The sequence below is a fragment of the Trebonia kvetii genome (genome assembly GCF_007827045.1).
GTDB classification, from domain to species: Bacteria; Actinomycetota; Actinomycetes; order Streptosporangiales; family Streptosporangiaceae; genus Trebonia; species Trebonia kvetii.
Genome location: NZ_RPFW01000006.1, coordinates 277,317 through 303,115, shown reverse-complemented (window position 1 = coordinate 303,115; position 25,799 = coordinate 277,317). Strand labels below are relative to the sequence as shown.

Genomic DNA, 25,799 nt, shown 5'->3' with positions numbered 1-25,799 from the left:
CCATGGCCGGAGAAGCCGTGCTCATCATTGACATGCAGGCGGGCATACTCGCCGAGGTTCCTGACGCCGATGCGCTGACCGCGCGCTTGGCGGGGCTGGCCGATCGGGCCCGTGCCGCCGGCCGGCCGGTTTTCGTGATCCAGCATGAGGCCGCTGACCTTGTTCCCGGTGAACCCGATTGGCGGCTGGCCGAGCCGATCGCCCCTCGTGATGGCGATGTCCTGCTGGCCAAACGCAACGCCGACAGCTTCATCGGGACTGATCTCGACAAACGGCTACGCGATCTGGACGTCAGCCGTGTCATCGTCACCGGGCTGGCCACCGAGTTCTGCATCGACTCCACCTGTCGTGCCGCCCTCAGCCGTGGGTATGACCTGACGCTGGTCGAGGACGGGCATTCCACTCCGGTGGAAGCAGGCGATTCCCTGCTCAGCGTCGAGAGCATCGTCGCCCGCTACAACCAGGTACTCAGCTGGGTTGACTACCCCGATCGCGAGGTCAGCGTCATCCCCGCCGCCGCCATCACATTCGGCTGAGTAGTGGGAAGGTTTCCGCCTTCTCTGGCGCTGTCAAGAAACGTGCTGGACATGCCGGGGAAATGCGTTGAATCGGGGCGTGCGTCGTGAGCCGTCGTGGCTGGATCCTGTTCGCTGCGATGTGCGTGATCTGGGGGATCCCCTACCTGCTGATCCGGGTGGCGGTCCGCGATGTGGCGCCTGGAACGCTTGTCTTCCTGCGCACGGTGGTGGGCGGCCTTGTGCTGGTGCCGTTCGCCCTGCGGTCCGGAGGATACGGCCCGGTATTGCGGCGCTGGAAGCCGCTCGTCGCGTTCGCCGCGATCGAGATCGCGATTCCGTGGCTGCTGCTCGGTGACGCGGAGCAGCACCTGCCGAGCGCGCTGACCGGATTGCTCGTCGCCGCCGTGCCGCTGGTCGGCGTCGTGGCCGGGCGTATCGCCGGCACCGGAGACCACGTCGACGGGCGGCGCTGGGCCGGACTGCTGCTCGGGCTTCTCGGGGTTGGGCTGCTCGTCGGCCTGGACATCGGAAGCCTCAGCGCGATCGCCCTCGTCGAGGTCGGCCTTGTCGCCGTCGGCTACGCGACCGCCCCGATCATCATGGCCAAGACGCTCTCCGACCTGCCGAGCATTCCCGTGGTCTCCGCGGCGCTGCTGCTTTCCGCACTAGCGTGGGCTCCGTACGGACTCACCCACTGGCCGAGTCACGTGGCCGCGAGCGGCGTCGTGTCGATCGCGGTGCTCGGCCTCGTCTGCACCGCGCTGGCATTCGTGCTCTTTTTCGCGCTGATCAGCGAGATAGGTCCGGCCCGGGCGACGGTCATCACCTACGTGAACCCGGCGGTCGCGGTGGCGCTCGGCCTGCTGCTGCTCAACGAGCGGTTCACGGCGGGCATGGGGATCGGCTTCCCGCTGATCCTGATCGGCTCGGTTCTCGCGGCGAGCAGCAGCCGGATCAGGATCGGCCGCGCCAAGCCGGCAGACTCAGCCGAGGCCGGTGAACATCTCCGCGTAGTAACGCGCGGCCACCTCGGAGGACAGCAGCCGTTCCAGGCGGGCCCGCATGATCCGCTGGCGGAAGGAGTCACCGCCGCCGACCGGTGAGCCAGACGCGCCGTGCATCATGTCGGCAAGCCAGTTGGAGTACTCCTGGTAACGCCAGGTCCGGGCCAGGCAGGTGTCCGAGTAGCCACGCAACCCCGATTCGTCGCCAGTCGCGGTGTAGTCCCTGACGGCGGAGGCGAACACCTCGGCGTCGAACAGGGCAAGGTTCATGCCCTTGGCGCCCATCGGCGGAATGATGGGCGCGGCGTCGCCGAGCAGGAACAGCCGGCCGTGGCTCATCGGCTCGCGGATCGAACTTCGCAGCGGGAAGATCTCGGTCGCGGTGACCGGCCCGGTGGGCAGGTCCGGCTGGTGCAGGCGGTGGGTGAGCTCGGCCCAGATTCGCTCGTCCGGCCAGTCCGTCACCGTGTCCTCTGCGGCGACGTGCAGGTAGAACCGGCTGGCCCGCGGTCCGCGCGCGAATGGGCCGCGTACCCGCGCTCTCCGGCCGCCATCAGCGCGTACCTCGGCGCGGGCGCGTCGGCGAGCACGGTCAGCCAGTGGATGCCGTAGTCATATCGGTGCACCGCGGTCACGACGGACGGGATGCTCGCGGCGCTTATCCCCCGGTCGCCGTCGCAGCCAGCCACGAAGTCGCATTCGATCTTGCGGGCCTGCCCGTCTCTGTCGGTGTAGCTGACCACGGGCCTATCGGAGTCAATCCCGTGCAGCGCCACGTCGGCCGCCTCGAAGCGCAGGTCACCGCCGTCGGCGAGGAAGGCGGCGACGAGGCCGCGCACCAGGGCCTGCTGCAGAACCGACTTCCCGGCGGCGCCGATGTCGGGCAGGTCCTCGGTGAGCAGCCGGCTCTGCCCGTCGACGCGGACCTCGAGCAGGTTGTTCGACGGGAAGCCGTGCAGAACACGGCCGAGCCCCCACTGCTCGAACATGCGGACCGCCCGGTGCTCGACAAGCCCGGCACGCTGGCGCTCTTCCACCCGGGCGCGCGTCTGGCGTTCGAGGATCACGCTGTTGATCCCGCAGGACCGCAGCAGCATCGCGGCGGTCAGCCCGGATACGCCGCCGCCGACAATGACGACCGGCACGGATTCGTGCGGCACCTGCGTCATGGCGCTTGCCCGCCAGTGGTGCGCACGCGGATAAGCACCTGCGGATCATCTCATGTCAGGCAGCCGGTATCGCACAACCAGAGCTGAAGACCGTACGGCTTGAACCGGCGTCGGAAAACCGCTCGCGTTCCCAGCCCGGCGGGTGTTTGTTGGAAGGGTGCGGATAGAACGGGTGGACATGGCGGACGGCGACCTCGTGCGGGCCTGCCACGCCGTGCACGTGGCGGCGCAGGAGGCGGACGACCCGCAGCAGGAACCGCCCTTCTCGCTTCAGCTTTTCACCGCATTGCTCACGCATGGCTGGGGGTACGATCCGGCCGAGGCCTGGTACGTGCCCGCCGGCTCAACAGCGGCCGCAGGGCCGAGCGGTGTCGCCGCGTGGTGCCGGGTCGTGTTGCCTGACCTGGAGAACAGGGACCGCGCGTTCATCGAACCGGTCGTGCACCCCGCGTTCCGACGCCGCGGCATCGGCCGCGGACTCCTCGCCCACGGGTGGCGCCGGGCAGCGGCCGGCGGGCGCAGGTTCCTCGATGGGAATGCGATCCAGGGATCGGCAGGCGAGGCCTTCGCGCGGTCGCTCGGCGCGGAGCCTGGCATTGTGGACGCGCGCCGCATCCTCGACCTGCGGAAGGTTCCCGCCGGCCGGTTCGCGGACCTCCAGGCGCAGGCCGTACCGCACGCGGCCGGATACTCCATGCTGCGGTGGACAGGCGCGACACCGGAGGCCGCGCTGGGCGGGGTCGCCGGGGTGCTCAACGCGATGAACGACGCGCCGCGCGAGGAAGGCTGGTTCGAGGACGACATCTGGGACGCCGACCGGGTGCGCGCGCGGGGCGACATGTCGGTGCGGCTCGGCGGGCAACTGGGCTACTCGGTCGCTGCGGTGCACGAGGAAACAGGAGAGATGGCGGCAATGACCCAGGTGTTCGTCGACCCCGGGGAACCGGCCTGGGGACGCCAGGGGCTCACCGGGGTGACCAGGCCGCACCGCGGTCACCGCCTCGGCCTGCTCACCAAGGCGGCGATGCTCGACTGGCTCGCGACGGCGGAGCCGGGCATCGAGCGGATCGAGACCAACAACGCCGAGGCCAACTCGTACATGATCGCGGTCAACGAGACACTCGGCTACGAACTGGCCGAGCCCGGCGCCCAGTTCTTCGCCCTCCCGGTACGCGGGTTACTCGCGGGCGGCGAGACGGTCCAGCCATTCGCGCAGCAGCGACTGCTCCGCGCCGCTGAGTGCCGTCTGGTCTGGCAGGACGGCGCGCAATGCCCTGGCAGCGCCGCCCGGCCCCGAGTCCCGGACAGCGGGCTGCTGGCTGGTGACGGCGGCGACCGTGGACTCCCGGAGAATGCCCAGCAAGGCCGGGTCACCCTTGAGCGCGCTGCATTTCCTCGGCCACGCGCTGGAGGCCGGCAGCGTGGCGCTTCCCGCTGACGGTCCGGCGAGCTGGACGGCACACGCCGACCTGGCCGAGGCCGCCGCCGTGATCCTGGCGGACGAGGGCCGGTTCGACGGCCCGACGCCGCCGCTCACCGGAGCGCAGGCACTGACGTTCGCGGACATCGGGTCAATCGCGACCGACCTCACCGGACGGGTCTTCACTAGGACCATCGTCCCCGGCGATGAATTCAGGGAGAAGCTCACGGCCGGCGGCGTTCCCGCCGAGGCGGCCGTGAGCTGCTCGCCATCTTCGCCGCAAGCCGGGCGGGCGAATTCGCCACGATCGACCCGACGCTGGCCGCCCTGCTCGGCCGCGAGCCAGTCACCTTCCGCAGCGCGCTGCGGCAACGGCTGTCCGCCGGCTGACTCACGACCGGGCAGGGCGTAATTCAGGCCTACGCGCCGCGCTTGGCGCGCTGCCTGGCAAGCTCGGCACGGGCTAGGCCGTTCTTGTGCACCTCGTCGGGGCCGTCGGCGAAGCGGAGCGTGCGGATGCCCGCGAAGGAGGCCGCGAGCGGGAAGTCCTGGCTGAGCCCGCCGGCGCCGTGCACCTGGATCGCCTTGTCGAGGATCCACTCCACGGTCGCGGGCGTCGCGATCTTGATGGCCTGGATCTCCGTGTGCGCCTTCTTGTTGCCGACCGTGTCCATCAGCCAGGCGGCCTTGAACACCAGGAGCCGCAGCTGCTCGATCCGCACGCGCGACTCGGCGATCCAGTCCCTGATGACACCCTGGTCGGCCAAGGGCTTGCCGAAGGCGACCCGCGAGTCCGCGCGGGCGCACATGAGCTCGACGGCCCGCTCGGCGACGCCGATCGAGCGCATGCAGTGGTGGATGCGGCCAGGCCCGAGCCGGGCCTGCGCGATGGCGAAGCCGTCTCCCTCGCCGCCGATCAGGTTGGCCGCGGGCACCCGGACGTCGCTGAAATCGAGCTCGGCGTGCCCGCCGTGGTTGTGGTCGTCGTAGCCGAAGACCTCCATGCCGCGGAGGATGGACAGGCCGGGTGTGTCGCGCGGCACCAGGATCATGGACTGCTGGCGGTGTCGTTCGGCGGACGGGTCGGTCTTGCCCATCACGATGAAGATCTCCGCCTGCGGGTTGAGCGCCCCGGTGATCCACCACTTGCGGCCGTTGATCACGTACTCGTCGCCGTCGCGCTCGATGCGGGTGGCGATGTTGGTCGCATCAGAGGAGGCAACGTCCGGCTCCGTCATCGCGAACGACGAGCGGATCTCGCCGTTGAGCAGCGGCTGGAGCCAGCGCTTCTGCTGATCGGGACTGCCGAAGGCGGCGAGAACCTCCATGTTGCCGGTGTCGGGCGCGGAGCAGTTGAGCGAGGCGGGCGCCAGGTGGCTCCGGCCGGTGATCTCGGCGAGCGGCGCGTACTGGAGGTTCGTCAGTCCCGCGCCGTGCTCGCCCGGCAGGAAGAAGTTCCACAGGCCGCGGGACTTTGCCTGCGCCCGCAGTTCGGCGAGCACCGGCACGGTCGTCCATGCCCAGCGGTTATCGAGCGCCGCGAGCTGCTCGTGGAAGACCGGCTCGGCCGGGTAGACGCACTCGTCCATGAATCCGAGCAGTTGGCCGCGCAGTTCTTCGGTGCGCGCGTCGAAGCCGAAGTCCATCAGTTTTCCTTCCGAATGGCTGCTAGTCCGGAAACCACCAGCGGCTCGACTTGCGAGCCGATCCGCTCGAACCCGTCGCCGACAGTCTGGCCGTGGACGTACCGGTAGTGAATGCCCTCGAGGATCACCGCCAGCTTGAACGAGCCGAGGGCGATATAGAAGCCAAGATCGGACAGGTCGCGCCCGCTGGCCTCCGCGTAGCGGTCGAGTATCTCGGTCTCGCTCGGATAGCCGGGCGCCTCGCTCGCCATCGGACCCTCATGCAGCCTGTCCATCCGCTGGTAGACCACGAGCAGGCCGAGGTCGGTCAGGGGATCGCCCAGGGTCGCCATCTCCCAGTCCACCACCGCCGCGATCTTGTCGTCGGGGCCGACAAGAAGGTTGTCAAGACGGTAGTCGCCGTGCACGATCGTGGCCGGGGTGCCCTCAGGCTGCCTCGCCGCGAGCAGTTCGTACAGCTCGTCGATCCCGGGAACCGGCCGGCTACGAGACGCGTCCAGCTGCTTCTTCCAGCGGCGAACCTGCCGGGGCAGGAAGCCCTCAGGTCGGCCGAAGTCGGCCAGCCCCACCTCGGCGGGCGCCACCGCGTGCAGCAGCGCCAGGGTTTCGATCATCCGCCAGGCGATGGCCCTGGTGCGGACGGGGCCGAGCGGCCTGATCTCCTCCTCGGTCCGGTAGGGGATCCCGTCGATCCGCGACATCACGTAGAAGGGCGCGCCGATCACCTCGGGGTCGGTGCACAGGGCATAGGTCAGGGCGACGGGAACGCTGGTGTCGCGCAACGCGCTTATCACCCGGTACTCGCGCCCCATGTCGTGCGCGGTGGCGAGCACGTGGCCGAGCGGCGGACGGCGCACCACCCAGCGGTGCGTGCCGTCGCTGACCTCGTAGGTCAGGTTGGACCTGCCGCCGGCCAGCAGGCGTCCGGTCAGCGGCCCGCCGATCTGGCCGGGGCACGCGCCGTCGAACCAGGCGGCGAACCGTGACAAGTCCAGCCCGGGGAGGTCGGTCATTTCTGGAATCTGCTTCGGTGCGACTGGACCATCCTTGGGTTTTACCCTCCAGCCACCTATACCCGCAAGCCCCCCGGCGGCTACGTGGCGGACGCCTCATCGAGTACCGCGATGTCGTCGGGCGTCAGGTTGAGGGCGGCCGAGGCGAGCAACGCGGGCAGCTGTTCCACGGTGCGGGCGCTAGCGAGCGGCGCAACCACACCCGGCCTGGTGAGCAGCCAGGCCAGCGCCACCGTCGCCGGCGAGACCCCGTGGTCGGCGGCAACCGAATCGAGCGCCGCCAGTACGCCGAGCCCGGCCGGCGTCAGGTACCTGGCGGCAGCCGGCTGCCTGGCTGCCCCCGCGTGGTCGGCGGCGCTGCGGTACTTGCCGGCGAGGAAGCCGCCGGCCAGCGCGCAGTACGGCAGGACGCCGAGTCCGAACTCGGCGGCCGAGGGCGCGAGCGAGGTCTCGTATGAGGCGCGTTCAAGCAGGTTGTAGTGCGGCTGGAGCGCCACCGCCACGAAGGCGTCGAGCACCGCGAACGACGTTTCCCTGTCCGACGTCCAGCCGAAGGTGTTGCCGCCAAGCCCGAGCGGGAACACGTCGAGGCCGGAACTCCCGATAGCGGTCATCATTGAACCCGTTCACGATTTGCTGACCCGGACACAGGCCACGTATCACCCTACGGCGGACTCGGCGGAAACGTCCGCGACGACGGCGGGGCTCGCGGTCAGCGCCTGCCAGCCGGCGCCGGCGATCGCGGAGAGCGCCATGGCGGGCAGCGCGAAGCCCACCCGGGGACCGGCCACCTCCGTCACCCAGCCGGCGAACGGCCCGGTGCCCACCTGGGCACCCGGCAGCGCCATGGTCCACAGCCCCATCATCCGGCCGCGCATCCCGTCGCCGGCGGCGAGCTGGACCAGCGTGTTGGCCGCGGCGATGAACCAGATCGACAGCAGCCCTACCGCCAGCAGCCCGATGATGGCCAGCCACAGCGCCGGCGCGAGCGCGGTGCATCCGATCGCGGCAGCGGTCGCCAGGGCGAGGACGCCGACCCGCCGTCCAGTCGGCCGGCCATCGCCTGAGGAGGCCAGCAGCGCGCCGGGCAGCGCACCGATCCCGAACACCGACATCAGCAGCCCGTACCCGCCACCGCCCAGGTGAAAGGCATGAGTGGCAAGCACCGGCAGCGAGACACCCATGTTGAACAGCAGCCCCGAGGCCGCCGCGAGCCCGACGCAGACCCGGATCGGCCCGTGCCGCCACGCATACCCGATCCCGTCGCGGAGCGAAACCGAAGGCTGCCGCTGAGCGCCCGCCGTCCTGAGGGTTGCGGCCGTCACATGTGCGGGCTTGTACCGCAGCAGCACGTAGAGCGGTATCAGGTAGGAGGCGGCGTTCACCGCACAGCAGGCGGCGACCCCCGCCGTGGCGAGCAGCGCCCCGCCAAGCGCGGGCCCGGCGACTCGGGAGACGTTCAGGATGATCTCGTAGAGTCCGACCGCCGAAGCCAGCCGCTCGGTGCCCACCAGGTCCACCACGTAGACCTGGCGCGCGGTGCTGTCCGGCGCGAACACGAAGCCGTTAAGCAGCGTGATCAGGAAGATCATCCACGCCTCGGCGACACCTGCGGCGATGATCGCGGCGGCGGCCGCGGCGAGGAGCCCGAACGCTATCTGGGTCGCGATCAGCAGCTTGCGCCGGTCGACCCGGTCGACAAGTGCCCCGGCGTGCGGGCTGAGCAGCAGCACCGGCAGGAAGGTGAATGTGGCCATCAGCCCGAGGTCGACGCTGTCGCCGGTCAGCCGCAGCAGAAACCAGGACATCGCCACGACCTGAGTCATGGTCCCCGACGCGGAAAACACCTGGCTGAAAAACCAGGCCCGATAGGCGGGCGACTCAAGCGACTGAAAAGACCTGCGCAGGATCAGCCGTCTCCGCTCGGGTTCCGCGTCTTGCCCCGCCTGAGCGTCGGCGTCCGACATGGTCATATATGAGCATTTTAGCGAGTCGTCCGGACGGCTGGCTGAGCTGGCCGCCCGGACAACCCGCTGTGTGCGCCAGCTACGCCCAGGCGAGCTTCTTGCGCATCACGAACTGGTCGCGCTGGGTGTAGTCGGGTGAGCCGACTTCGGCGCCGTAGTGGGTGACGGTGATCGAGGTGGTGCCGCCATGCTCGTGCGGCACGAAGTCGAACGAGGCGAACCCGTACGGCGTGACCAGGTCCCGGTAGGCCGACCACGGGGCAGGCTCGGTGGTGGTGATCGAGGGGTGCCCGGCCTGCGGGCTGCCCGCCCCGACCGAGGTGATCAGGACCCCGTCGTGCGGCGAGTCGAAGTCGGCCACCGGCGTGGGCGTCGAGTGACCGCCGCCGCCGATGATCATGTGGACGGTGCCGCGCGATGTGTCCATGACCGACGGGTCGCTGGACTGCGGCGCCGGCGTGAGCAGCGTGGAACCGGACAGGGTGCCGCGCACTGGGAAGCTCCGCTCGAAGTGGTGCTCATGCCCCGCCACCACCAGGTCGACGCCGTACTTGTCGAACAGCGGCAGCCAGTTCTGCCTGATGCCCAGGTCGGCGCCGTTGAAGTGCGCCGACGACATCGCGACCTGGTGCATGCAGACAATGATCCAGTCGATGTCATCCGACCGGGACGCGGCGGCGAGCTCCCGCTCAAGCCACGCCCGCTGCGCGCCGCCCGAGTAGCCGGTGATGTAGGGGTTGTACCCGTTCGCCGCGTAGTTCGGCACGTGGTCACGGCGGAAGGCGCTGAATGCGCCGTCCTGCAGGCAGACGTCGTCGTTGTTGAGTGAGATGACCCGGATCGACCCGACGGTGAACGCGTACCAGTTGCCCTTGAAGCTGGCCGAGCCGTTGTCGGGGAGCGCGAACCGTGTCTGGTACGACAGATAGCCCTGCGGGCCGTTGCCGACCTCGTTTTCGTGGTTGCCCGCGGCAGGCATCCAGGCGCGGTTCGCCCACGAGGCCTGGTCGTTGTTGTGGAAGGCCGACCAGGTCGCGACCGGGTCGTCGCTGACGTTGGCGTAGCAGAGGTCGCCGTTGAACAGGTTGAACAGCGGGTCGAGCTTCTCGACGGCGGGCACGATGTACCCGGCGTTCACGGTCCACGGGCCAAGGCCCTGGCCGATCTTCATCGGGACCGCCTGGTCGCCGAAGCTGGTGAACCGGAAGCCGCGGGACCGGCCCCTCGGGGCGGTGCGGAACATTCCGTTCGCGGGAGCGGCGCCGTCGCTGAGCACCTGGTAGAGGTAATGGGTGTCGGGGTTGAGGTGGTCGAGGATGGCGTGATAGGTGAACACGGTCTGACCGGTGAGCGCCTCGGTATAGACGCGTTCCTCCGCGTGCACCTCGGTGCCGTAACCGGTGTCGACCTTGCCGAGCCGGAGCCGGGGCCTCCATACCCGGGCCGGCGATACCCACGACACCGCCGCCTGCTTCGCCGCGTCCGCCCCGAACTGCACGTGCAGACCCTGCGGGGTTGGCGCGCCGGCCACATCGGCCTGCCGGACGAGCGGCGCCGCCTTGGCGCGCCCGGCCGCCGCGAGCGGGACCGCGACGGCCGCAGCCCCCGCGGCCGCCAGCGCTTGCCGCCGCGAGAGCGTCGGCTTATTACCGTCAGCGTTCATGCCTGTCTCCTGAGTTTGGCTGGAGTAGGGACGGCGGCAATACTCGCCGGGTGCATTGCACTCCGGGTACATGCACGATGAACGCAAGGTGGCTTTTGCGGGTTTTCCTATTACGCGCCTTAGGCGTTCCTGCTTTCCCTGATGGCCTGGCGGAAGCTGATGCGCGGGCCGGTCTTCAGAATGGAATTGGCGTAGATCCGCACGGCGATCCTGGCCATCCACACGACACCGGCGGCGCAGATGACGGCGGACACGGCTACCTGCCACAGCGGTACGTCGCCCGCGGCGTACAGCACGGGCATCGCGATCGGCGCGGTCGGCGGCAGGAAGCCGAGCACGTGATAGAACTTGCTCGCCCCGTTGGCGTAGATGACCGTGTAGGACAGCGCGTAGGCGAGGATCAGCGGGAGCTGCACCGGCATGATGGTCGAGTTCACGTCGGACTGCCTGGACACCAGCGACCCCGCGGCCGCGAATGCGGTGCAGTAGAACGCGTAGCCCAGCACGATGAACACACCGCCGGCGATGACCACGCCGAGCGTGGCGCCGTGCACCAGGTTCGAACCCGACGCGAAGCCCGCGATGATGAACACCAGGACCATCGCCACCGCCTGGCCGAGCGCGAGCAGTCCGATGCCGAGCACCTTGCCGATCAGCAACTGCGTCGGGCGGACCGTCGACAGCAGCACCTCGATCACCCGGCTTGACTTCTCCTCGCCGATGCCGAGCGCGATCTGCGACCCGTACACGCTGATCAGTATCCAGACGACGATGACGGTGAACAGGCCGGTCAGCCGGGACGACAGCGAGGTCGACGGCGCCTGGAGCCCGCGCACCGGCAGCGAAACCCCCTGGGCCACCGCGGACGCGGCGCCGGGCACGGTCTGGATCAGGTGGGAGAGCCCGGCGAGTTGCGCGAGCGACGCGACGGCACCGGAAGGGCCGCCGAGCGGCACCTGCTTGACGATGATCTCCTTGCCGTCGACGAGCACGGCGCCCAGGTCGCCGCTGCGCAGCGCCGCTTCCGCGGCTGCCTGGCTCGGCTCGGTAACAGCGATCGCCTGCCCGCCGGACAGCCGTCCCGCCTCGGTGACGATGCTGCTCAGCGTGGTCGTGTCGCCGCCCACGATGCCGACACGCGTCGGCTTGCTCTTGCCGGACAGGATGGCGGGCAGCGCCACGGCGAGCGCGACCGCGATGAGCATGATCACGGTCGTGATCACGAACACCCGCGTCTTGGCCCGCAGCCTGATCTCCCTGCGCGCCACCAGCCAGGTCATTCGCAGCGCCGCCCCGTCGCGCGCGGAGCCGCCCTGGCCGCTCGCCGGCTGGGCCGTCCTCACCGTGTCCGTGCTCATCGCCGCGCTCCCGTCGTTACCCCGCTTGCCATGCTCGCCGCGGCGTGCTCGGCCTCCGCCTGGCCCACCGAGGCCCCCGTGGCCCGGCGGAACACCTCAGAAAGCGACCGGTCCTCGTACGCGAAGTGCTCCACGGTCCCCGCCGCCCTGGCGCGATCCAGGATCGCCTGGGAGTCGGCCGAACTCGTTATGGATATCTCCGCGGTGCCATCGGCGCGCACCGCGTCCACCGTCCCGCTTGTCTCACCGAGCCCCGCCGCCCAGGCGGCCGCGGTGTCGCCCGACACCCGGACCGCGAGCCGGGGACGGTCGCCGCGGCGCAGCTCGGCCACCGGGCCGGACACGACGAGGCGGCCGTGGTGGATGATCGCCACCGCCTCGCAGATGTCCTCGACGAGGTCGAGCTGGTGGCTGGAGAACAGCACGGTGACGCCGGCGGCGGCGCGCTCCCTGAGGATGGAGCTCATGTCGTCGATGCCGCCGGGGTCGAGGCCGGAGAACGGCTCATCGAGCACGAGCAGTTCCGGATCGTGGACGAGCGCGACGGCGAGCTGCGCCCGCTGCTGGTTGCCGTGGGAGAGCGCGTCGATCCTGGTGCCTTCCCTGCCAGACAGGCCAAGGCGGTCGATCCAGTGCTTCGCGGCACTCGCGGCGGCCGGGGCGTCCATGCCGTGCAGCAGCGCGAAGTACTCCACCTGGTCGAACAGCTCCATGGCGGGGTAGAGACCGCGCTCCTCAGGCATGTAGCCGAACGTGCGGCGGGCGGCCTCACCGACCGGGCGACTCCGCCAGCGGATCTCGCCCGCGTCCAGTGCGGCGACGCCGAAGATGGCGCGCATGGTGGTCGTCTTGCCCGCGCCGTTCGGGCCGAGGAATCCGAAGACCTGGCCCGCGGGAACGCCGAAAGTCAGCCCGTCGAGCGCGGTGACCGTCCCGTACCGCCGCCGCAGCCCGTCGAGCTCGAGTTCTGGCGAAGTCATATCAAAGTGATATCACATATTGAAGTCCGCCAACAAGACGTATCTTGAGGTGCGGCGGAACTCGGGTACGGGGGACGCCCCCGGCGGTTACTGCAAAACGACGGTCCGGTTCCCGTTGAGCAGGATGCGGTGCTCGGCGTGCCAGGTGACCGCGCGGGCCAGCACCTGGGCCTCCACGTCGCGGCCCGCCTCGACCAGCCGCTCCGGTGAGTGGGAGTGGTCCACGCGCATCAGGCCCTGCTCGATGATCGGTCCCTCGTCCAGGTCAGGCGTCACGTAGTGCGCCGTCGCGCCGATCAGCTTCACGCCCTTCGCGTGCGCCTGGTGGTAGGGCTTGGCGCCCTTGAAGGACGGCAGGAACGAGTGGTGGATGTTGATCATCCGGCCCTCGACGCGCTTGCACACCTCGGGAGACAGGATCTGCATGTAGCGGGCGAGCACGATCAGCTCGGTGTTCGTCTCGTCGATGATCGACATGAGCTCGGCCTCGGCGGCCGGCTTGGTCTCCTTGGTCACGGGGATGTGGTGGAAGGCCAGCTTGTAGGACTCCGTGAGGCCGCGGAAGACCGCGTGGTTGGAGACCACACCGGTGATGTCGATCGGCAGTGAGCCCGTCGACCAGCGGAACAGCAGGTCGTTCAGGCAGTGGCCGAGCTGGGAGACCATGAGCAGGGTCTTGATCCGCTCGGACTTGTCGTGCAGCTGCCAGGTCATGTGGAAGGCCTCGGCAACCCAGGTGAAGTCGCGCTCGAGCTCGGCAGTCGCCCGGCCGGGCTGCGGCACGGAGAAGTGCACGCGCATGAAGAACAGGCCGCCGTCCGGCTCGCCATACTGCTGGCTGGCGATGATGTTGGCCGAGTGCTGCACCAGGAAACTCGACACCGCGTAGACAATGCCTGGCTTGTCCGGGCAGGACAGCGTCAGCACAAACTCAAGGCCGTTAGTCTGCGACTTGCTCATATCACCCACCATACATGCCTTGCTGAGCATGGATTTAGTCGTACAAAGGGAGTGCCAGACGCCTTTGTGGCCAGCCCCAAAGGCGTCTGGACTTATCAGTCGCCAAGCTCCACACGCCGCCTCGATACGTAGTCGTCCAGCTCCGCCCGGATGGCGTCGTCGAGCGGGGGCGGCTGGTAGCTGTCGAGGGTTGACCGCCAGATCTCGCCCGCCCGCTCGGTGGCGTCCTTGCCGCCGTACCGCAGCCAGCGCTCGAAGTTGGCCGTAGAGGAAAGCAGCGGACGGTAGAAGCAGTCCCTGAACCGTTCCATAGTGTGGGCCGCGCCGAGGAAGTGCCCGCCGTGACCGACCTCGACGTGAGCGCCGAATGCGAGCGATTCCTCGGTGATCTCCAGCGGGGTGAATTCGACCCGGAGCTCGCGGAGCAGCTCGATGTCGATAATGAACTTCTCATAGCAGCTGACAAGACCGCCCTCGAGCCATCCCGCCGCGTGCATCACGAAGTTGGCGCCTGCAAGGAACGTGGGCAGCAGGGTCATCAGCGACTCGTAGGCGGCCTGGGCGTCCGCGGTCTGCGAGGAGTTGAGACCGCCGCCGGTGCGGAAGGGCAGACCGTAGTGCCGTGCGAGCTGGCCGGTGCACAGCAGGCCGATCGCCGACTCGGGCGTGCCGAACGAGGGCGACCCCGACTGCATGTCGATGTTGGACAGGAATGACCCGAAGATGACCGGGCAGCCGGGCCTGATGAGCTGCGCGAGGGCGATGCCCGCCATGGCCTCGGCGAGCTGCTGCGCGAGCGCCGCCGGGATCGACACCGGGGACATCGCGCCCATCAGCAGGAACGGCGTGAGCACCACCGGCTGGCCGGCGGCGCAGTACTCGAACTGCGCGTCGAGCATCCGGTCGTCCCAGCGCAGCGGCGAGTTGCAGTTGATCAGCGAGACCACGGCTGGCGTCCGCTCGATCGAGGCGTGGCCGGCCTCGCGGCCCGCACCGCCGCCGAACAGGATCTCGGTCATCGCGATCGTGTCCGCCGCGTTCGGCCCGGAGACCACGTTGCCCATGTAGATCTTGTCGGTCAGCGTGCTGAGTGCGTGGATCATGTCCAGGTGCCTGGAGTCGAGCGGCGCGTCGTTCGGCTCGCAGATCACCCCGCCGGCGGTGTCCAGCTGCGGGAATGCCTGTGAGAGCTGGCACAGCTTGTGGAAGTCGTCGAGCGTGGCGTCGCGCCTGACCGCGCCCTCGCGGACGAACGGTGACCCGTAGACCGCGCCGAACACCATGTGGTCGCCGCCGATGTGCACCGTGTTGGCGGGGTTGCGCGCCTGGATGTCGAACTCGCGCGGCACCTTGGCGACCTGCTCGAGCACGAACTCGGGGTCGAGGTAGACGATCTCGCCGTCGGTCCGCTGCCCGGCCTTGGCGAATAGGTCGACCGCCTCCGGTTTGGCGAATTGCACGCCGACCTCGGAGACAATGCGTCGCCAGCCCTTGTCGAGGACCGCGATCGCGTCCGGAGAGAGGATCTCGTAGCGCGGCATTCTATTGACAAACACGCTCATATCGTAGAACTTGGTTCCATAAAGTGGAATAGGACCACCGAGCACGGCAGGCGGAAAATCCCGATGAGCAACCCCAACGGCACCCAGGCCGTGGACCGGGCCGCGCGCCTGCTCTCGGAGGTCGTGCACGCCGCCGATCCGGTCACCTTCACCGAGCTCGCCGAGGTCACCGGCCTCGCCAAGTCCACGACATCGCGCCTGCTGCTCGCCCTCGAGCGCAACCACCTAGTCCGCCGCGATGATCACGGCCGGTTCCTGCCAGGCGAGATGTTCGTCAGCTTCGCTTGGCGCGGCGGCGCGGACACCTCGCTGGTCGCCGTCGCCCAGCCGTTCCTCGACCGGCTCGGCAAGACCACCGGCGAGACGGTCAACCTCGGCGTGGCCGCGGGGGACACGGTGGAGCAGATCGCGCAGGTCGACTGCACCTACCTGATCGGCGGGACCAACTGGATCGGCCGCCCGGTCCCGCTGCACGCCTCGGGCCTCGGCAAGGTGCTGCTCGCCTACGGCGTGGCGAAGCTGCCCTCGGGCGAGCTCGCGCGGTGCACCGACAAGACCATCACCAGCGAGGCCGCGCTGCGCGCCGAGCTCGCCGCGGTCCGCGCCAGGGGCTACGCGGTCACCGACGAGGAGCTTGAGCGCGGCCTTATCGCGTTCGCGGCGCCCGTCTTCCGCTATGACGGCGCCGTGGTGGCGGCCCTGTCAGTGTCGGCGCCGACCTCCCGGATGACCAGGGAAGCGGCGGCGAACGCGGCCCGCCGCTGCGTGGAGGAGGCGGCCGGGCTGTCCGCCGCGCTCGGCCACCGGCCGCGGACATCGAGGAAGGCGAGCACCGCATGACCCGAGAAGAACTGCTCACCGAGCTCTACGACAGGACGCTGACCGGGAACGGGCCCGCCGTTCTCGAGCTGACCAGGCAGGGGCTCGCCGACGGGCTCGGGCCAGAGACGCTGCTTTACGAGGCGCTCATCCCGTCGCTCGAGGAGGTCGGCGCGCGCTTCGAGCGCGGCGACTTCTTCGTACCTGAGATGCTCATCGCCGGCAAGGCCATGGCCGGCGCGCTCGAGATCCTCCGCCCGCTGCTCGCCGAGACCGGCGCGGACCAGATCGGCACGGTGGTGATGGGCACCGTCAAGGGCGATGTGCACGACATCGGCAAGAACCTGGTGAACATCATGTTCGAGGGCGCCGGATTCCAGGTCATCGACCTCGGCGTGCAGGTCTCACCGGAGAAGTTCGTCGACGCGGTCAAGACGCACAAGCCGGACATCGTGGGCTTCTCCGCGTTCCTCACCACGACGATGCCGATGTTCAAGGCGAACATCAACGCGCTGACCAAGGCCGGCCTGCGGGATCAGGTGATCGTCATGGTCGGCGGCGCCCCGGTCACCCAGGAGTACGCCGACGTGGTCGGTGCCGATGGCTACGCGGCGGACGCCTCCGCTGCCGTGGTCAAGGCCAAGGAGCTCATCAGGCGCCGTCGCGCCCTCGCCCCCGTCTGACCGGAGGACAGCGTGCACACGACGATCTCCAGCTACGCGAAGACCGTCACGATAGGCCATGACCAGCCGTTCGCCATCATCGGGGAACGGATCAACCCCACCGGCCGTGCCAAGTTCCAGCGGCAGCTCCGCGACGGCGACCTGTCCCGCGTCGAGATCGACGTCGCGCAGCAGGTCGCGGGCGGCGCCATGCTGCTCGACGTCAACATGGGCGCGCCGCTGGCCGACGAGGCCGAGCTGATGGTCCAGGCGGTCACGCTCATCCAGCGGCTGACCGACCTGCCGCTCGTCATCGACTCCTCCATCCCCGAGGTGCTCGAGGCGGGCCTGGCCGTCTACCAGGGCAAGGCCCTGGTCAATTCGGTGACCGCGGAGGACGAGCGGCTGGACACGATCCTCCCGCTGGTGAAGCGGTACGGCGCCGCCGTGATTGGCCTGCCCAACGACGAGGAGCAGATACCCGACGAACCGCAGGAGCGCCTCGCGCTGACCCGGAAGCTCATCTACACGGCAACCGAGCGGTACCAGATCCCCATCGAGGACATCGTCATCGACCCGCTCGCGATGCCCGCGGGCGCGGACACCGGCAACACCATGCGCACGCTGGAGACCCTGGCCCTGATCAGGGAAGAGTTCGGCGTCAACACCACCTGCGGCGCGTCCAACCTGTCCTTCGGCATGCCGGACAGGCACGCGCTGACCGCCGCATTCCTGCCGGTCGCGGCGGCGCACGGGCTGACGAGTGCCATCATGGACGCACGCACTCCGCAGGTGGTCACCGCCGTCAGGGCCGCCGACCTGCTGCTCGGCCACGACGACTGGGGCGCCGCCTGGATCGCCGCCTACCGGGCCGCGATGGCGGCCCCCGCGACGCAGGCGATGCCGGCCATGCCGGGCCAAGCCCAGTCATGAGCCAGCGGGTCGACCTGCGGTTCAACGACCGCCCGGTGCGGGTGCCGCTCGGCGTCACCCTCTTCGACGCGGCGAGCTGGAATGGCATCGCGATCGACTCCACCTGCGGCGGCCACGGCACCTGCAAGAAGTGCCGGATCAGGTTCAAGGCCGACGCGCCGCTGCCGACCAGCCTCGACCTGCGCGCCTACACCGCGCAGGAGATCAAGGACGGCTGGCGGCTCGCCTGCCGCACGCCCGCCACCACCGACGCCGACATCGAGGTGCCGCCGCTGACCACCCGGCCCAAGGCGGCCACCGTCGGCGTGGGCCGCCAGGTCATCCTCCGGCCCGCGGTCATCAAGCGATACCTGGAACTGTCCGAGCCGACGCTGACCGATCAGGTCACCGACCTGGAGCGGGTACTCGCCGAGCTGGCCGACCTCAACCCCGCGCCCGACCTGGCCGTGCTGCGCACCCTCGGCGGCACGCTGCGCCGGGCGGACTTCAAGGTGACCGCCGTCGTCGCCGACGAGACGCTGATCGCGGTCGAGGAGGGCGACACCAGCGGCCGCGTGTACGGGCTCGCCTTCGACCTCGGCACGACCACGGTCGTCGCCGCCCTGCTCGACCTCACCACCGGCACCCCGGTGGCCGTCGAGTCCATGCTCAACAAGCAGCAGCCGTTCGGCGCCGACGTGATCGCCAGGATCTCCGCGACCATGCTCGACCCCGCCGCCGGGGACAAGCTGCGGCAGCTCGCCCAGGACACACTCGCCGAGCTGAGTCATGCCGTGCTCAAGGCGGGCGGCGTGCCGCCTGAGGAGGTCTACGAGGTCGCCCTGGCGGGCAACGCCACCATGGTCCACCTGGTCCTCGGCATCGACCCCGAGCCGCTCGGCGTCGCGCCGTTCATCATGGCCGCTCGGCTGCTGCCCGAGGTGCGCGCAGGCGATCTCGGCGTGCCCGCGCACCCGCAGGCGCGGGCCGTCGTCTTCCCCGCGTTCGGTGCCTATGTCGGCGGCGACATCACCGCGGGGCTGCTGGCAAGCGGCATGGACCGCGACCCGCGGGTCAGGCTGTTCATCGACATCGGCACCAACTGCGAGATCGTGCTCGGCGGCCGCGACTGGCTGCTCGCCACCGCGGCGCCGGCCGGCCCTGCCTTCGAGGGCGCGTCCATCCGCTGCGGCATGCGGGCCGCCGACGGCGCCATCGAGGCGGTCACGATCACCGAGGACGGCGAACTCAAGCTGACCGTCATCGGCGACACCGAGCCCGCCGGGCTGTGCGGCTCCGGCCTGGTGGACGCGGTGGCCGCGCTCGTGGAGGCCGGCGTTATCGACTCGTCGGGCCGGTTCGTGCGGGACGCCGACGTGGCGCCAGGACTGGCCGGCCGGCTGACGATGATCGGCAAGGAGCGCGTCTTCGTGCTGCACTGGTCCGCGGACCGCGACCCGGCGAGCAGCGTGTACCTGTCGCAGCGGGACATCCGCGAGCTGCAGTTCGCCAAGACGGCGATCTCCACCGGCTGGCAGATCCTCCTCGAGGAAGCCGGCCTGACAACGGAGGACGTCAAGCAGGTGCTGCTCGCGGGCAGCTTCGGCTCCTACCTGTCGGCGAAGTCCGCGATCAGGATCGGCCTGGTTCCCGACGTGGGGCCGCGCCGGATCGTCGCCGCCGGCAACGTGGCGGGCGAGGGCGCCAAGATGGCCCTGCTGTCAGTCCGCGACCGGGCCGCCGCCCTCGCCCTCCTTGAGGAGGTGCGCTATGTCGAACTCAGCGACCGACCCGACTTCAATGACAGGTTCATCGACCAGCTCGGCTTCTAACCCAATCGAAATCATCGCCTGCGGCGCGCTGGCCGGCCACATCCGCGAGATAGCCGCCCGTCGCGGCTGGCCGGTCGTCGTCCGGCCGCTGTCCGCCGCCTTGCACAACCGCCCGGAAAAAATCTCAGCGCACGCCGAACGGTTGCTGCTGACTCCGCACCCGCCGGGTTCCCGCACTGTTCTTGGCTACGCCGACTGCGGCAGCTACGGCGCGCTCGACAAACTGTCCGCCCGCACCGGCGCGGCACGCCTTCCCGGCCTGCACTGCTACGACCTGTACGCCGGCGCACAGGCCATCGAGGCCATCTTCGCCGCGGAGCCAGGGACGTACCTGCTCACCGACTACCTGATCAGGTCCTTCGACAGATCGGTCATCCAGCCGCTGGGCCTCGACCGCCACCCGGAGCTCTGGGCGGACTACTTCGGCCACTACACCCGCCTTGTCTGGCTGGCACAGGGCGCGACGAGCGAGCTTGGCGAGGCCGCCGCCGCGATCGCCAGCCGATTCGACCTCCCGCTGACCCGCATCGACACCGGCACAAGCGGGCTAGAAGCAGCCCTAGCCGCATTGTTTGAGTATGAGGAGCAACCATGAGCGACGACGTTCCAGCGCGCGCCAGCGCCGTAGTCATCGGCGCGGGAATCGTAGGCAACAGCCTGGTTCACCATCTGGCCTTGCTCGGCTGGAAGGACCTCGTGCTCGTGGATAAGGGGCCGCTGCCCAACCCGGGCGGCAGCACCGGGCACGCGTCCAACTTCATCTTCCCCATCGAGTACTCGCGGCTGATGTTCGAGCTGACCAGGGACTCGACCGAGCAGTACAAGGCCCTTGGCGTGTTCACCGAGTCCGGCGGCATCGAGGTGGCCCGCACGCCGGAGCGGATGCAGGAGCTCAAGCGCCGCGTCACGAAGGCCAAGGCATGGGGCATCCCGGCCGAGCACCTCACGCCCGAGGGCGTGCAGAAGCTGGTCCCCTACCTGGACCCGGGTGTCATACTCGGCGGCGGCTATTTCCCGACGGTCGGCGTGGTGGACAGCCTGCGGGCAGGCACGCTGATGCGCGAGCAGGCCCAGGCCTCAGGCGCGCTGTCGGTCGTCTCCGGCGCCGAGGTGCTCGACATCACCACCGTGGGCGACCGGGTGACAGGCGTCGTCACCACCAAGGGCGAGATCGCCACGGACAACGTGGTGATCTGCTGCGGCGTCTGGTCGACGAAGGTGGCCGCCCTGGCCGGCGCGCGGCTCGCGCTGACGCCGGTGGTGCACCAGATGATCAGCGTCGGCCCGATCGGCCTGTTCGCCGGGACCACGGGAGAGATCTCCTACCCGATCGTCAGGGACGTGGACGAGGGCATGTACGAGCGGCAGCACGGCGGTGACATGGAGGTCGGCTCCTACATGCACCGGCCGATCATCGTGCCGCCGGAGACGATCCCGTCCAACGAGGAGGCCGTGCTCTCCCCGACCGAGCTGCCGTTCACCGCCGACGACTTCGACCCGCAGCTCGCCGCGTCACTCGAGCTCATGCCCGAGCTGCTCGGCGACGAGAAGGCCGGCATCAGGTACGCGATCAACGGGCTCATCTCGATGACGCCGGACGGGCACCCGCTGCTCGGCGAGACCCCCGAGGTGACGGGCCTTTGGACGGCCGCGGCGAGCTGGATCAAGGAGGGGCCGGGCTGCGGCCGCGCCCTGGCCGAGCTGATGTCGGGCCGGGTGCCCACGGTCGACGTGCACGAGGCCGACGTCGCCAGGTTCTACCCGTCGTCGCGGACGACGGAGTTCGCGCGGGCCCGCGCCGCCGAGGCGTTCAACAAGATGTACGGCATCGTGCACCCCGCGGAACAGTACGAGTCGCTGCGACCGCTGCGCACCGGCCCGCTCTACGGGCGGACCGCGAACCTCGGCGCCGTGTGCTACGAGACGGCACGCTGGGAGCGCCCGTTCTGGTACGCCGCCAACGAGCCGCTGCTCGAGAAGTACGCGGGCGCGCTGATGGACAGGCCCGCCGAATGGGAGTCGCGGTGGTGGTCGCCTGTCATCAACGCCGAGCACCTGGCGATGCGGGAGGGCGCGGGCATCGTCGACCTGTCCGCGTTCACCATCCTCGAGGTAACCGGGCCCGGCGCGCTCGCCGGGCTGCAGAATGTCGCGGTCGCCCAGCTCGACGTGGCGCCGGGCCGCACTGTCTACACGCCGTTCCTCAACGAGTCCGGCGGCTTCGTCGCAGACCTCACGATCATGCGGCTCGGCGCCAATCGCTTCTGGGTGGTGACCGGGGCGGCCGACGGCGGGCGCGACGCCAAGTGGATCAGCGACCGGCTGCCGGACAATGCGCAGCTCACCGACGTCAGCTCGGCCTGGGCGACGATCGGCCTGTGGGGACCCACCGCCAGGGACATCCTGGCCGAAGCGAGATGGGAGGGCGACCAGAGTCAGCCGCAACCGTTCGGGAGTAATGCCTTTATCGAACTGGGCGGGGCCGTGGTCCTTGCCTCTCGCATCTCCTACGTGGGCGAGTTCGGCTGGGAGCTGCACGCGCCGGTGGATCAGGCGGGGCACCTGTGGGACCTGCTCTGGACGGCGGGCCAGTCGCACGGTCTGGTGCCCGTCGGCATCGGCGTCTACGGGACGACCGCGCGGCTGGAAAAGGGGTACCGGGCATTCGGCGCGGAGCTCACCGGGGAGTACAACCCGGTGGAGGCCGGGATGATGCGGCCCCGGGTGAAGGCCCAGTCGTTCATCGGCAAGGAGGCCTACCTCGCGGCCCGGGCGGCGCCGCCCGCCGCGGTGCTGTGCACGCTGACGGTCGACTCGCACCGGTCTGCCGACGGCACGCCCAGGTACATGCTCGGCGGCGAGCCGATCCTGACCCTGGACGGCGAGCGCCTGGTCGACGCGCTCGGCCGGCCGTCCTATGTGACCTCGGCGGGCTCCGGGCCGTCGGTCGGCAAGCACCTGCTGATGGCGTACCTGCCGCCGGAGCTTGCCGCCGCGGGCACGCCGCTGCTGGTGGAGTATATGGGTGAGCAGTACCCGGTCACCGTCGCATCCACCGGGGCCGTGTTCGACCCGGCCGGCCTGCGGATGCGGTGACGATGGAGATTCTCGTCTGCGTCAAGCGAGTGCCGACGGTCGGCGGCGCCATCGCGCTGACCGCCGACCGGCGCGCCATCGACACGAAGTCATCCGGCTTCACCATCAGCCCGCACGAGGAATGCGCGGTCGAGGAGGCGGTGCGGCTCGTCGAGCGGTTCGGCGGCTCGGTGACCGTGGTCTCGCTCGGGCCCGTCGAGGCCGAGGAGCAGCTCCGCGCCTGCATGGCGCTCGGCGCGTCGGGCGCAGTCCTCGTCGAGACCGCTCCAGGCGAGGAGACCGGACCGCTCACCACGGCCGCCGCGCTGCACTCGGTGGCGGCGTCGGCGGCCTACGACCTGGTGCTGCTCGGCAATGAGGCGTCGGACACCGGGGATTACCAGGTCGGCATCCGGCTCGCGCACCTGCTCGGCAGGCCGGTGGCGACCGGCATCAAGGCGATCACGGTGGCCGATGACGGCGCTTCGCTCGCCGCCTCCCGTACCTACCGGGGCGTGACGGAGACCTTCACGCTGCCCCTGCCGTGCGTGGTGACGGTCAAGGAGGGCATCAACCTGCCGCGGTACCCGTCGCTGCCGGGCCGGCTGCGCGCCAAGCGGGCGGCGATCACCCGGATACCGCTCTCGTCGGTGGCGGCGTCCGCGCCGGTTCCCGATGTCCGCATGGTCCGGCTGCGCGTGCCAGACGCGCCGAAGAAGCAGGCGACCGTGCTCGGCAGGGGCGCCGACGCGGTTCCCGCGCTCGTCTCCGTGCTCGCCGACATCGGGGTGCTGTGATGACCGTCTTCTGCCTGATTGAGCTGGACGGCGCGGAAGTCGCCGACGCCTCCCTTCGCGCACTCACCCTCGCCCGCGGCCTGGCCGGCGCCGATGGCGGCCCCGCCGGGCTCGTCGCCGTGGCCTTCGACACCCTGCCGGCCCCGGTCGGCGCGAGCCTCGCTGCCTACGGGGCCGATGACGTCTACCTGGTCTCGGGGATCGAGGGTTACGCGCCGCAGGCGCAGGCCCGCGGCCTCGCCGGACTTCTCGCATCCGCCGCCGACGTTTCGGTGGCGGGTGCCTTCCTACCGGGCGGCGCCCTGCCAGATGGCGCCCTGCCAGATGGCGCCGGGCCGGATGGCGCCGGGCACGCGGTGGTCGCGGCAGGCACCGATCATGGCAACGAGATACTCGCCCATCTGGGTGCGATCACCGGACTGCCGATGGCCGCCAACTGCGTGACGGCCTCGGCGGCCGGCGCGGGCACGGTGGACCTGGTCCGGCAGCGGTGGGCCGGCCTGCTGCTCGAGGAGGCCGTGCTCGACGCTCCGCACGTGCTGCTCACCGTGGCGACGGACGCCGTCGCGGCGGAGCCGGCGCCAGCACCAGGCGCCGCGGTGGTGCATGAGGTCGCGGCGGCAGTGACCGAGTCCGACCTGGCGGTCCGCGCCGTCGAGACATCCGCGGGTACCGGGGGCGCGTCGCTCGCCACCGCACGCGTCGTCGTCGGCGGCGGCCGCGGCGTCGGCAGCGCCGACGGGTTCGCGCCGCTTGAGGAGCTGGCGGCGCTGCTCGGCGGGGTCGTCGGGGTGTCCCGGGTGGTGACCTCCGAGGGCTGGCGCCCGCACTCCATGCAGGTGGGTCAGACGGGCACCAAGATCACTCCCGACCTCTACCTGGCCTGCGGCATCAGCGGCGCCATCCAGCACTTCGCAGGCTGCGCTGGCGCGAGGCACATCATCGCGATCAACACCGACCCGTCCGCCCCGATGATGACCCGCGCCGACTACGCGATCATCGGCGACTTGCACGAGGTGATTCCGGCCCTGCTCAAGGCCCTCCACGACCGCGCCCCCAGCTGACTCGCGGCCATGAATGTACCGTTGGGCCAGCCAGAGGCGGCCTGAACGTACATTCATAAACGGAGATGCCGACGCGGCCCCGACGGGCGGGCGCGGCAGGAAGCGCCCGCGGGAGCGGCGGCGGCGGGATAATCGGGTTGTGCGGTTCTTCCGGGTACGAGTAGTGCGGACGATGCCGCATCCCGCGCGGGGCTTTACCCAGGGGCTCCTCGCCGATGGCGGGACGGTGTGGGAGTCCGGCGGGCAATACGGGATGTCTGTGCTGCGGCGGTACCCGGTGGGCGCCGAGGCGCCTGCGGCAGAGTCGAGGCTGGCGGACGAGCTTTTCGGTGAGGGGATCTGCCGAGCTGGCGACAGCATCTGGCAGCTCACCTGGAAGGAACGGGTCGCCCTGCGCTGGGACGCGACGACGCTTGAGCTGCGGGACATGGTCTCCTACAACCGTGACGGCTGGGGGATCTGCGGGGTTCCCGTGGGCAACCGAAATGAGGTAGCCGCTGGCTACCCCGGTCCGCCGTCGGGTGAGGTGGTGACAAGCGACGGGACCAGCGAGCTCGTGCGGCGTGACCCGGCGACACTTGAACCCAGGGAAGTCGTGCACGTTCGCTGCCAGGGCTGGCGGGTTCGCTGGCTGAACGACCTAACCTGGTCCGGCGGGCTTGTCTGGGCGAACGTCCTCGGAACCGAGATCCTCGTGGGGATCGACCTGGCAACCGGCGAGGTCGTGTGCGTGACGGACGCGCGCCGCGCCGGCGAACGGCACACGGACCCGCAGATGGTCATGAACGGGATCGCGGCAATGGCCGCGCCTGGCGAGTTCCTGCTCACCGGCAAAGGCTGGCGGTCCATCCGTCACGTCCAGCTCGTCCCTGACCGCGACCGCGGGCAGCTCGACCGCCTGCTCACCGGCCCCACCGTCTTTTAGTGCACGGGACTTGCCGGCGGCAAACGTCTAGGCGGGGCCACGGAACGGCCCGCGGAGCGGTCGGTCGGTGTAGCCTCCGTCGGCCAGGCCGGCGGCGCGCTCGAAGAGGTTCCACGAGCCGGGATCACCGGACAGCAGCCAGGACACTCCGGCGGCGGTGAAGTAGAGCGGCAGCATGAGCAGGCCGCCGCACCAGGCGTACTGCGTGCAGTGCCTGGCCTCGTGGCGGAGCAGGGCGGCGTCCTGCGCGAGGACGGACTGCCTGGCGATGATCACGTTCCCGAGGGTGAACGCGGGCGCGGGCGGCACCGGCAGGCGGTAGCCGGTGCCGACGAGCACGCCGTCTGGGTAGCGGGCCAGCCGGGCGCGTCCCGCCGCGGAAACAGCGAATCCGGCCGGCGTCGACCCGTTGAGCAGGTTGACGGCCAGCCGGACTCGATGTCTTGGATGCAC

Annotated in this window: 25 protein-coding genes; 13 read left to right on the top strand and 12 right to left on the bottom strand. The window is 69.9% G+C overall.

Going from position 1 to position 25,799, the window contains the following annotated elements; translation table 11 throughout:
- Positions 1 to 2: 2 nt before the first annotated feature.
- Together EAS64_RS30030 and EAS64_RS30025 are read left to right on the top strand one after the other, a co-directional pair.
- Positions 3 to 536 (top strand): isochorismatase family protein, encoded by a 534-nt coding sequence (locus tag EAS64_RS30030; protein ID WP_145858513.1) that lies wholly within the window; start codon positions 3 to 5, stop codon positions 534 to 536.
- Positions 537 to 622: 86 nt separating this feature from the next.
- On the top strand, positions 623 to 1,621 hold the full coding sequence (locus EAS64_RS30025; RefSeq protein ID WP_187366277.1) for a DMT family transporter: 999 nt from the start codon (positions 623 to 625) through the stop codon (positions 1,619 to 1,621).
- Here EAS64_RS30025 and EAS64_RS46920 read toward each other — a convergent pair.
- The gene (locus tag EAS64_RS46920) at positions 1,502 to 1,987 is read right to left on the bottom strand and encodes an FAD-dependent monooxygenase (protein ID WP_222849719.1); all 486 of its coding nucleotides are present in this window, start codon (positions 1,985 to 1,987) and stop codon (positions 1,502 to 1,504) included. The genes EAS64_RS30025 and EAS64_RS46920 overlap by 120 nt on opposite strands.
- Positions 1,984 to 2,691, bottom strand: coding sequence for an FAD-dependent monooxygenase (locus EAS64_RS46915; RefSeq protein WP_222849718.1), 708 nt, complete (start codon positions 2,689 to 2,691; stop codon positions 1,984 to 1,986). Before EAS64_RS46915 ends, EAS64_RS46920 begins: the two co-directional genes overlap by 4 nt.
- A gap of 172 nt (positions 2,692 to 2,863) precedes the next feature.
- On the opposite strand from EAS64_RS46915, the gene EAS64_RS30015 reads away from it, so the two are divergent.
- Both EAS64_RS30015 and EAS64_RS30010 read left to right on the top strand, forming a co-directional pair.
- Complete coding sequence (locus tag EAS64_RS30015) at positions 2,864 to 4,129, top strand: N-acetyltransferase (protein ID WP_187366276.1); 1,266 nt, start codon at positions 2,864 to 2,866, stop codon at positions 4,127 to 4,129.
- Positions 4,113 to 4,523: a Rossmann-fold NAD(P)-binding domain-containing protein gene (locus EAS64_RS30010; protein WP_187366275.1), complete on the top strand. Its 411-nt coding sequence runs from the start codon at positions 4,113 to 4,115 to the stop codon at positions 4,521 to 4,523. Before EAS64_RS30015 ends, EAS64_RS30010 begins: the two co-directional genes overlap by 17 nt.
- 7 nt (positions 4,524 to 4,530) lie before the next feature.
- On the opposite strand, the gene EAS64_RS30005 is transcribed toward EAS64_RS30010, so the two are convergent.
- The 9 genes from EAS64_RS30005 to EAS64_RS29965 form a co-directional block, all read right to left on the bottom strand.
- Entirely contained in the window at positions 4,531 to 5,757 is a 1,227-nt protein-coding gene (locus tag EAS64_RS30005; protein ID WP_145858508.1) for an acyl-CoA dehydrogenase family protein, read from the bottom strand.
- Positions 5,757 to 6,770, bottom strand: a complete 1,014-nt coding sequence (locus EAS64_RS30000; protein ID WP_145858506.1) for a phosphotransferase family protein — start codon at positions 6,768 to 6,770, stop codon at positions 5,757 to 5,759. Before EAS64_RS30000 ends, EAS64_RS30005 begins: the two co-directional genes overlap by 1 nt.
- A gap of 80 nt (positions 6,771 to 6,850) precedes the next feature.
- Positions 6,851 to 7,384, bottom strand: a complete 534-nt coding sequence (locus EAS64_RS29995) for an aldo/keto reductase (protein WP_145858504.1) — start codon at positions 7,382 to 7,384, stop codon at positions 6,851 to 6,853.
- Between the two features lie 45 nt (positions 7,385 to 7,429).
- A complete protein-coding gene (locus tag EAS64_RS29990) occupies positions 7,430 to 8,743 on the bottom strand; it encodes an MFS transporter (protein WP_145858503.1) in 1,314 nt (437 codons plus the stop codon).
- Between the two features lie 73 nt (positions 8,744 to 8,816).
- The gene (locus EAS64_RS29985; protein ID WP_145858501.1) at positions 8,817 to 10,400 is read right to left on the bottom strand and encodes a purple acid phosphatase family protein; all 1,584 of its coding nucleotides are present in this window, start codon (positions 10,398 to 10,400) and stop codon (positions 8,817 to 8,819) included.
- Positions 10,401 to 10,519: 119 nt separating this feature from the next.
- Positions 10,520 to 11,758 (bottom strand): ABC transporter permease, encoded by a 1,239-nt coding sequence (locus tag EAS64_RS29980; RefSeq protein WP_145858499.1) that lies wholly within the window; start codon positions 11,756 to 11,758, stop codon positions 10,520 to 10,522.
- The gene (locus EAS64_RS29975; RefSeq protein WP_145858497.1) at positions 11,755 to 12,738 is read right to left on the bottom strand and encodes an ABC transporter ATP-binding protein; all 984 of its coding nucleotides are present in this window, start codon (positions 12,736 to 12,738) and stop codon (positions 11,755 to 11,757) included. Before EAS64_RS29975 ends, EAS64_RS29980 begins: the two co-directional genes overlap by 4 nt.
- An 87-nt stretch (positions 12,739 to 12,825) precedes the next feature.
- Positions 12,826 to 13,698, bottom strand: a complete 873-nt coding sequence (gene purU, locus EAS64_RS29970) for a formyltetrahydrofolate deformylase (RefSeq protein ID WP_145858495.1) — start codon at positions 13,696 to 13,698, stop codon at positions 12,826 to 12,828.
- A 95-nt stretch (positions 13,699 to 13,793) separates the two neighbouring features.
- Entirely contained in the window at positions 13,794 to 15,254 is a 1,461-nt protein-coding gene (locus EAS64_RS29965) for a trimethylamine methyltransferase family protein (RefSeq protein ID WP_145858493.1), read from the bottom strand.
- Between the two features lie 69 nt (positions 15,255 to 15,323).
- On the opposite strand from EAS64_RS29965, the gene EAS64_RS29960 reads away from it, so the two are divergent.
- The 9 genes from EAS64_RS29960 (at position 15,324) to EAS64_RS29920 (ending at position 25,346) form a co-directional block, all read left to right on the top strand.
- Entirely contained in the window at positions 15,324 to 16,100 is a 777-nt protein-coding gene (locus EAS64_RS29960; RefSeq protein WP_145858491.1) for an IclR family transcriptional regulator, read from the top strand.
- Positions 16,097 to 16,762, top strand: coding sequence for a cobalamin B12-binding domain-containing protein (locus tag EAS64_RS29955; protein ID WP_145858490.1), 666 nt, complete (start codon positions 16,097 to 16,099; stop codon positions 16,760 to 16,762). Before EAS64_RS29960 ends, EAS64_RS29955 begins: the two co-directional genes overlap by 4 nt.
- 12 nt (positions 16,763 to 16,774) lie before the next feature.
- Entirely contained in the window at positions 16,775 to 17,674 is a 900-nt protein-coding gene (locus tag EAS64_RS29950; RefSeq protein ID WP_145858488.1) for a dihydropteroate synthase, read from the top strand.
- Complete coding sequence (locus EAS64_RS29945) at positions 17,671 to 19,485, top strand: ASKHA domain-containing protein (RefSeq protein ID WP_145858485.1); 1,815 nt, start codon at positions 17,671 to 17,673, stop codon at positions 19,483 to 19,485. Before EAS64_RS29950 ends, EAS64_RS29945 begins: the two co-directional genes overlap by 4 nt.
- Complete coding sequence (locus tag EAS64_RS29940) at positions 19,454 to 20,080, top strand: DUF1638 domain-containing protein (RefSeq protein WP_222849717.1); 627 nt, start codon at positions 19,454 to 19,456, stop codon at positions 20,078 to 20,080. The genes EAS64_RS29945 and EAS64_RS29940 overlap by 32 nt, the downstream gene beginning before the upstream one ends.
- Positions 20,077 to 22,581, top strand: a complete 2,505-nt coding sequence (locus EAS64_RS29935; RefSeq protein WP_145858483.1) for an FAD-dependent oxidoreductase — start codon at positions 20,077 to 20,079, stop codon at positions 22,579 to 22,581. The genes EAS64_RS29940 and EAS64_RS29935 overlap by 4 nt, the downstream gene beginning before the upstream one ends.
- Positions 22,582 to 22,583: 2 nt before the next feature.
- Positions 22,584 to 23,357, top strand: coding sequence for an electron transfer flavoprotein subunit beta/FixA family protein (locus tag EAS64_RS29930; RefSeq protein ID WP_145858481.1), 774 nt, complete (start codon positions 22,584 to 22,586; stop codon positions 23,355 to 23,357).
- Positions 23,357 to 24,421 (top strand): electron transfer flavoprotein subunit alpha/FixB family protein, encoded by a 1,065-nt coding sequence (locus EAS64_RS29925; RefSeq protein ID WP_145858479.1) that lies wholly within the window; start codon positions 23,357 to 23,359, stop codon positions 24,419 to 24,421. Before EAS64_RS29930 ends, EAS64_RS29925 begins: the two co-directional genes overlap by 1 nt.
- 139 nt (positions 24,422 to 24,560) lie before the next feature.
- The gene (locus EAS64_RS29920) at positions 24,561 to 25,346 is read left to right on the top strand and encodes a glutaminyl-peptide cyclotransferase (protein WP_187366274.1); all 786 of its coding nucleotides are present in this window, start codon (positions 24,561 to 24,563) and stop codon (positions 25,344 to 25,346) included.
- Between the two features lie 27 nt (positions 25,347 to 25,373).
- On the opposite strand, the gene EAS64_RS29915 is transcribed toward EAS64_RS29920, so the two are convergent.
- Positions 25,374 to 25,799 (bottom strand): hypothetical protein, encoded by a 426-nt coding sequence (locus EAS64_RS29915; protein ID WP_145858475.1) that lies wholly within the window; start codon positions 25,797 to 25,799, stop codon positions 25,374 to 25,376.

Coding starts and splice junctions, on each gene's coding strand:
- EAS64_RS29980 (WP_145858499.1), bottom strand. CDS start 11,758: ATGAGCACGGACACGGTGAGGACGGCCCAGCCGGCGAGCGGCCAGGGC.
- EAS64_RS29995 (WP_145858504.1), bottom strand. CDS start 7,384: ATGACCGCTATCGGGAGTTCCGGCCTCGACGTGTTCCCGCTCGGGCTT.
- EAS64_RS29935 (WP_145858483.1), top strand. CDS start 20,077: ATGAGCGACGACGTTCCAGCGCGCGCCAGCGCCGTAGTCATCGGCGCG.
- EAS64_RS30000 (WP_145858506.1), bottom strand. CDS start 6,770: ATGACCGACCTCCCCGGGCTGGACTTGTCACGGTTCGCCGCCTGGTTC.
- EAS64_RS29940 (WP_222849717.1), top strand. CDS start 19,454: ATGACAGGTTCATCGACCAGCTCGGCTTCTAACCCAATCGAAATCATC.
- EAS64_RS30005 (WP_145858508.1), bottom strand. CDS start 5,757: ATGGACTTCGGCTTCGACGCGCGCACCGAAGAACTGCGCGGCCAACTG.
- purU (WP_145858495.1), bottom strand. CDS start 13,698: ATGAGCAAGTCGCAGACTAACGGCCTTGAGTTTGTGCTGACGCTGTCC.
- EAS64_RS29945 (WP_145858485.1), top strand. CDS start 17,671: ATGAGCCAGCGGGTCGACCTGCGGTTCAACGACCGCCCGGTGCGGGTG.
- EAS64_RS30030 (WP_145858513.1), top strand. CDS start 3: ATGGCCGGAGAAGCCGTGCTCATCATTGACATGCAGGCGGGCATACTC.
- EAS64_RS29955 (WP_145858490.1), top strand. CDS start 16,097: ATGACCCGAGAAGAACTGCTCACCGAGCTCTACGACAGGACGCTGACC.
- EAS64_RS29930 (WP_145858481.1), top strand. CDS start 22,584: ATGGAGATTCTCGTCTGCGTCAAGCGAGTGCCGACGGTCGGCGGCGCC.
- EAS64_RS29960 (WP_145858491.1), top strand. CDS start 15,324: ATGAGCAACCCCAACGGCACCCAGGCCGTGGACCGGGCCGCGCGCCTG.
- EAS64_RS46915 (WP_222849718.1), bottom strand. CDS start 2,691: ATGACGCAGGTGCCGCACGAATCCGTGCCGGTCGTCATTGTCGGCGGC.
- EAS64_RS29925 (WP_145858479.1), top strand. CDS start 23,357: ATGACCGTCTTCTGCCTGATTGAGCTGGACGGCGCGGAAGTCGCCGAC.
- EAS64_RS29975 (WP_145858497.1), bottom strand. CDS start 12,738: ATGACTTCGCCAGAACTCGAGCTCGACGGGCTGCGGCGGCGGTACGGG.
- EAS64_RS29990 (WP_145858503.1), bottom strand. CDS start 8,743: ATGACCATGTCGGACGCCGACGCTCAGGCGGGGCAAGACGCGGAACCC.
- EAS64_RS29985 (WP_145858501.1), bottom strand. CDS start 10,400: ATGAACGCTGACGGTAATAAGCCGACGCTCTCGCGGCGGCAAGCGCTG.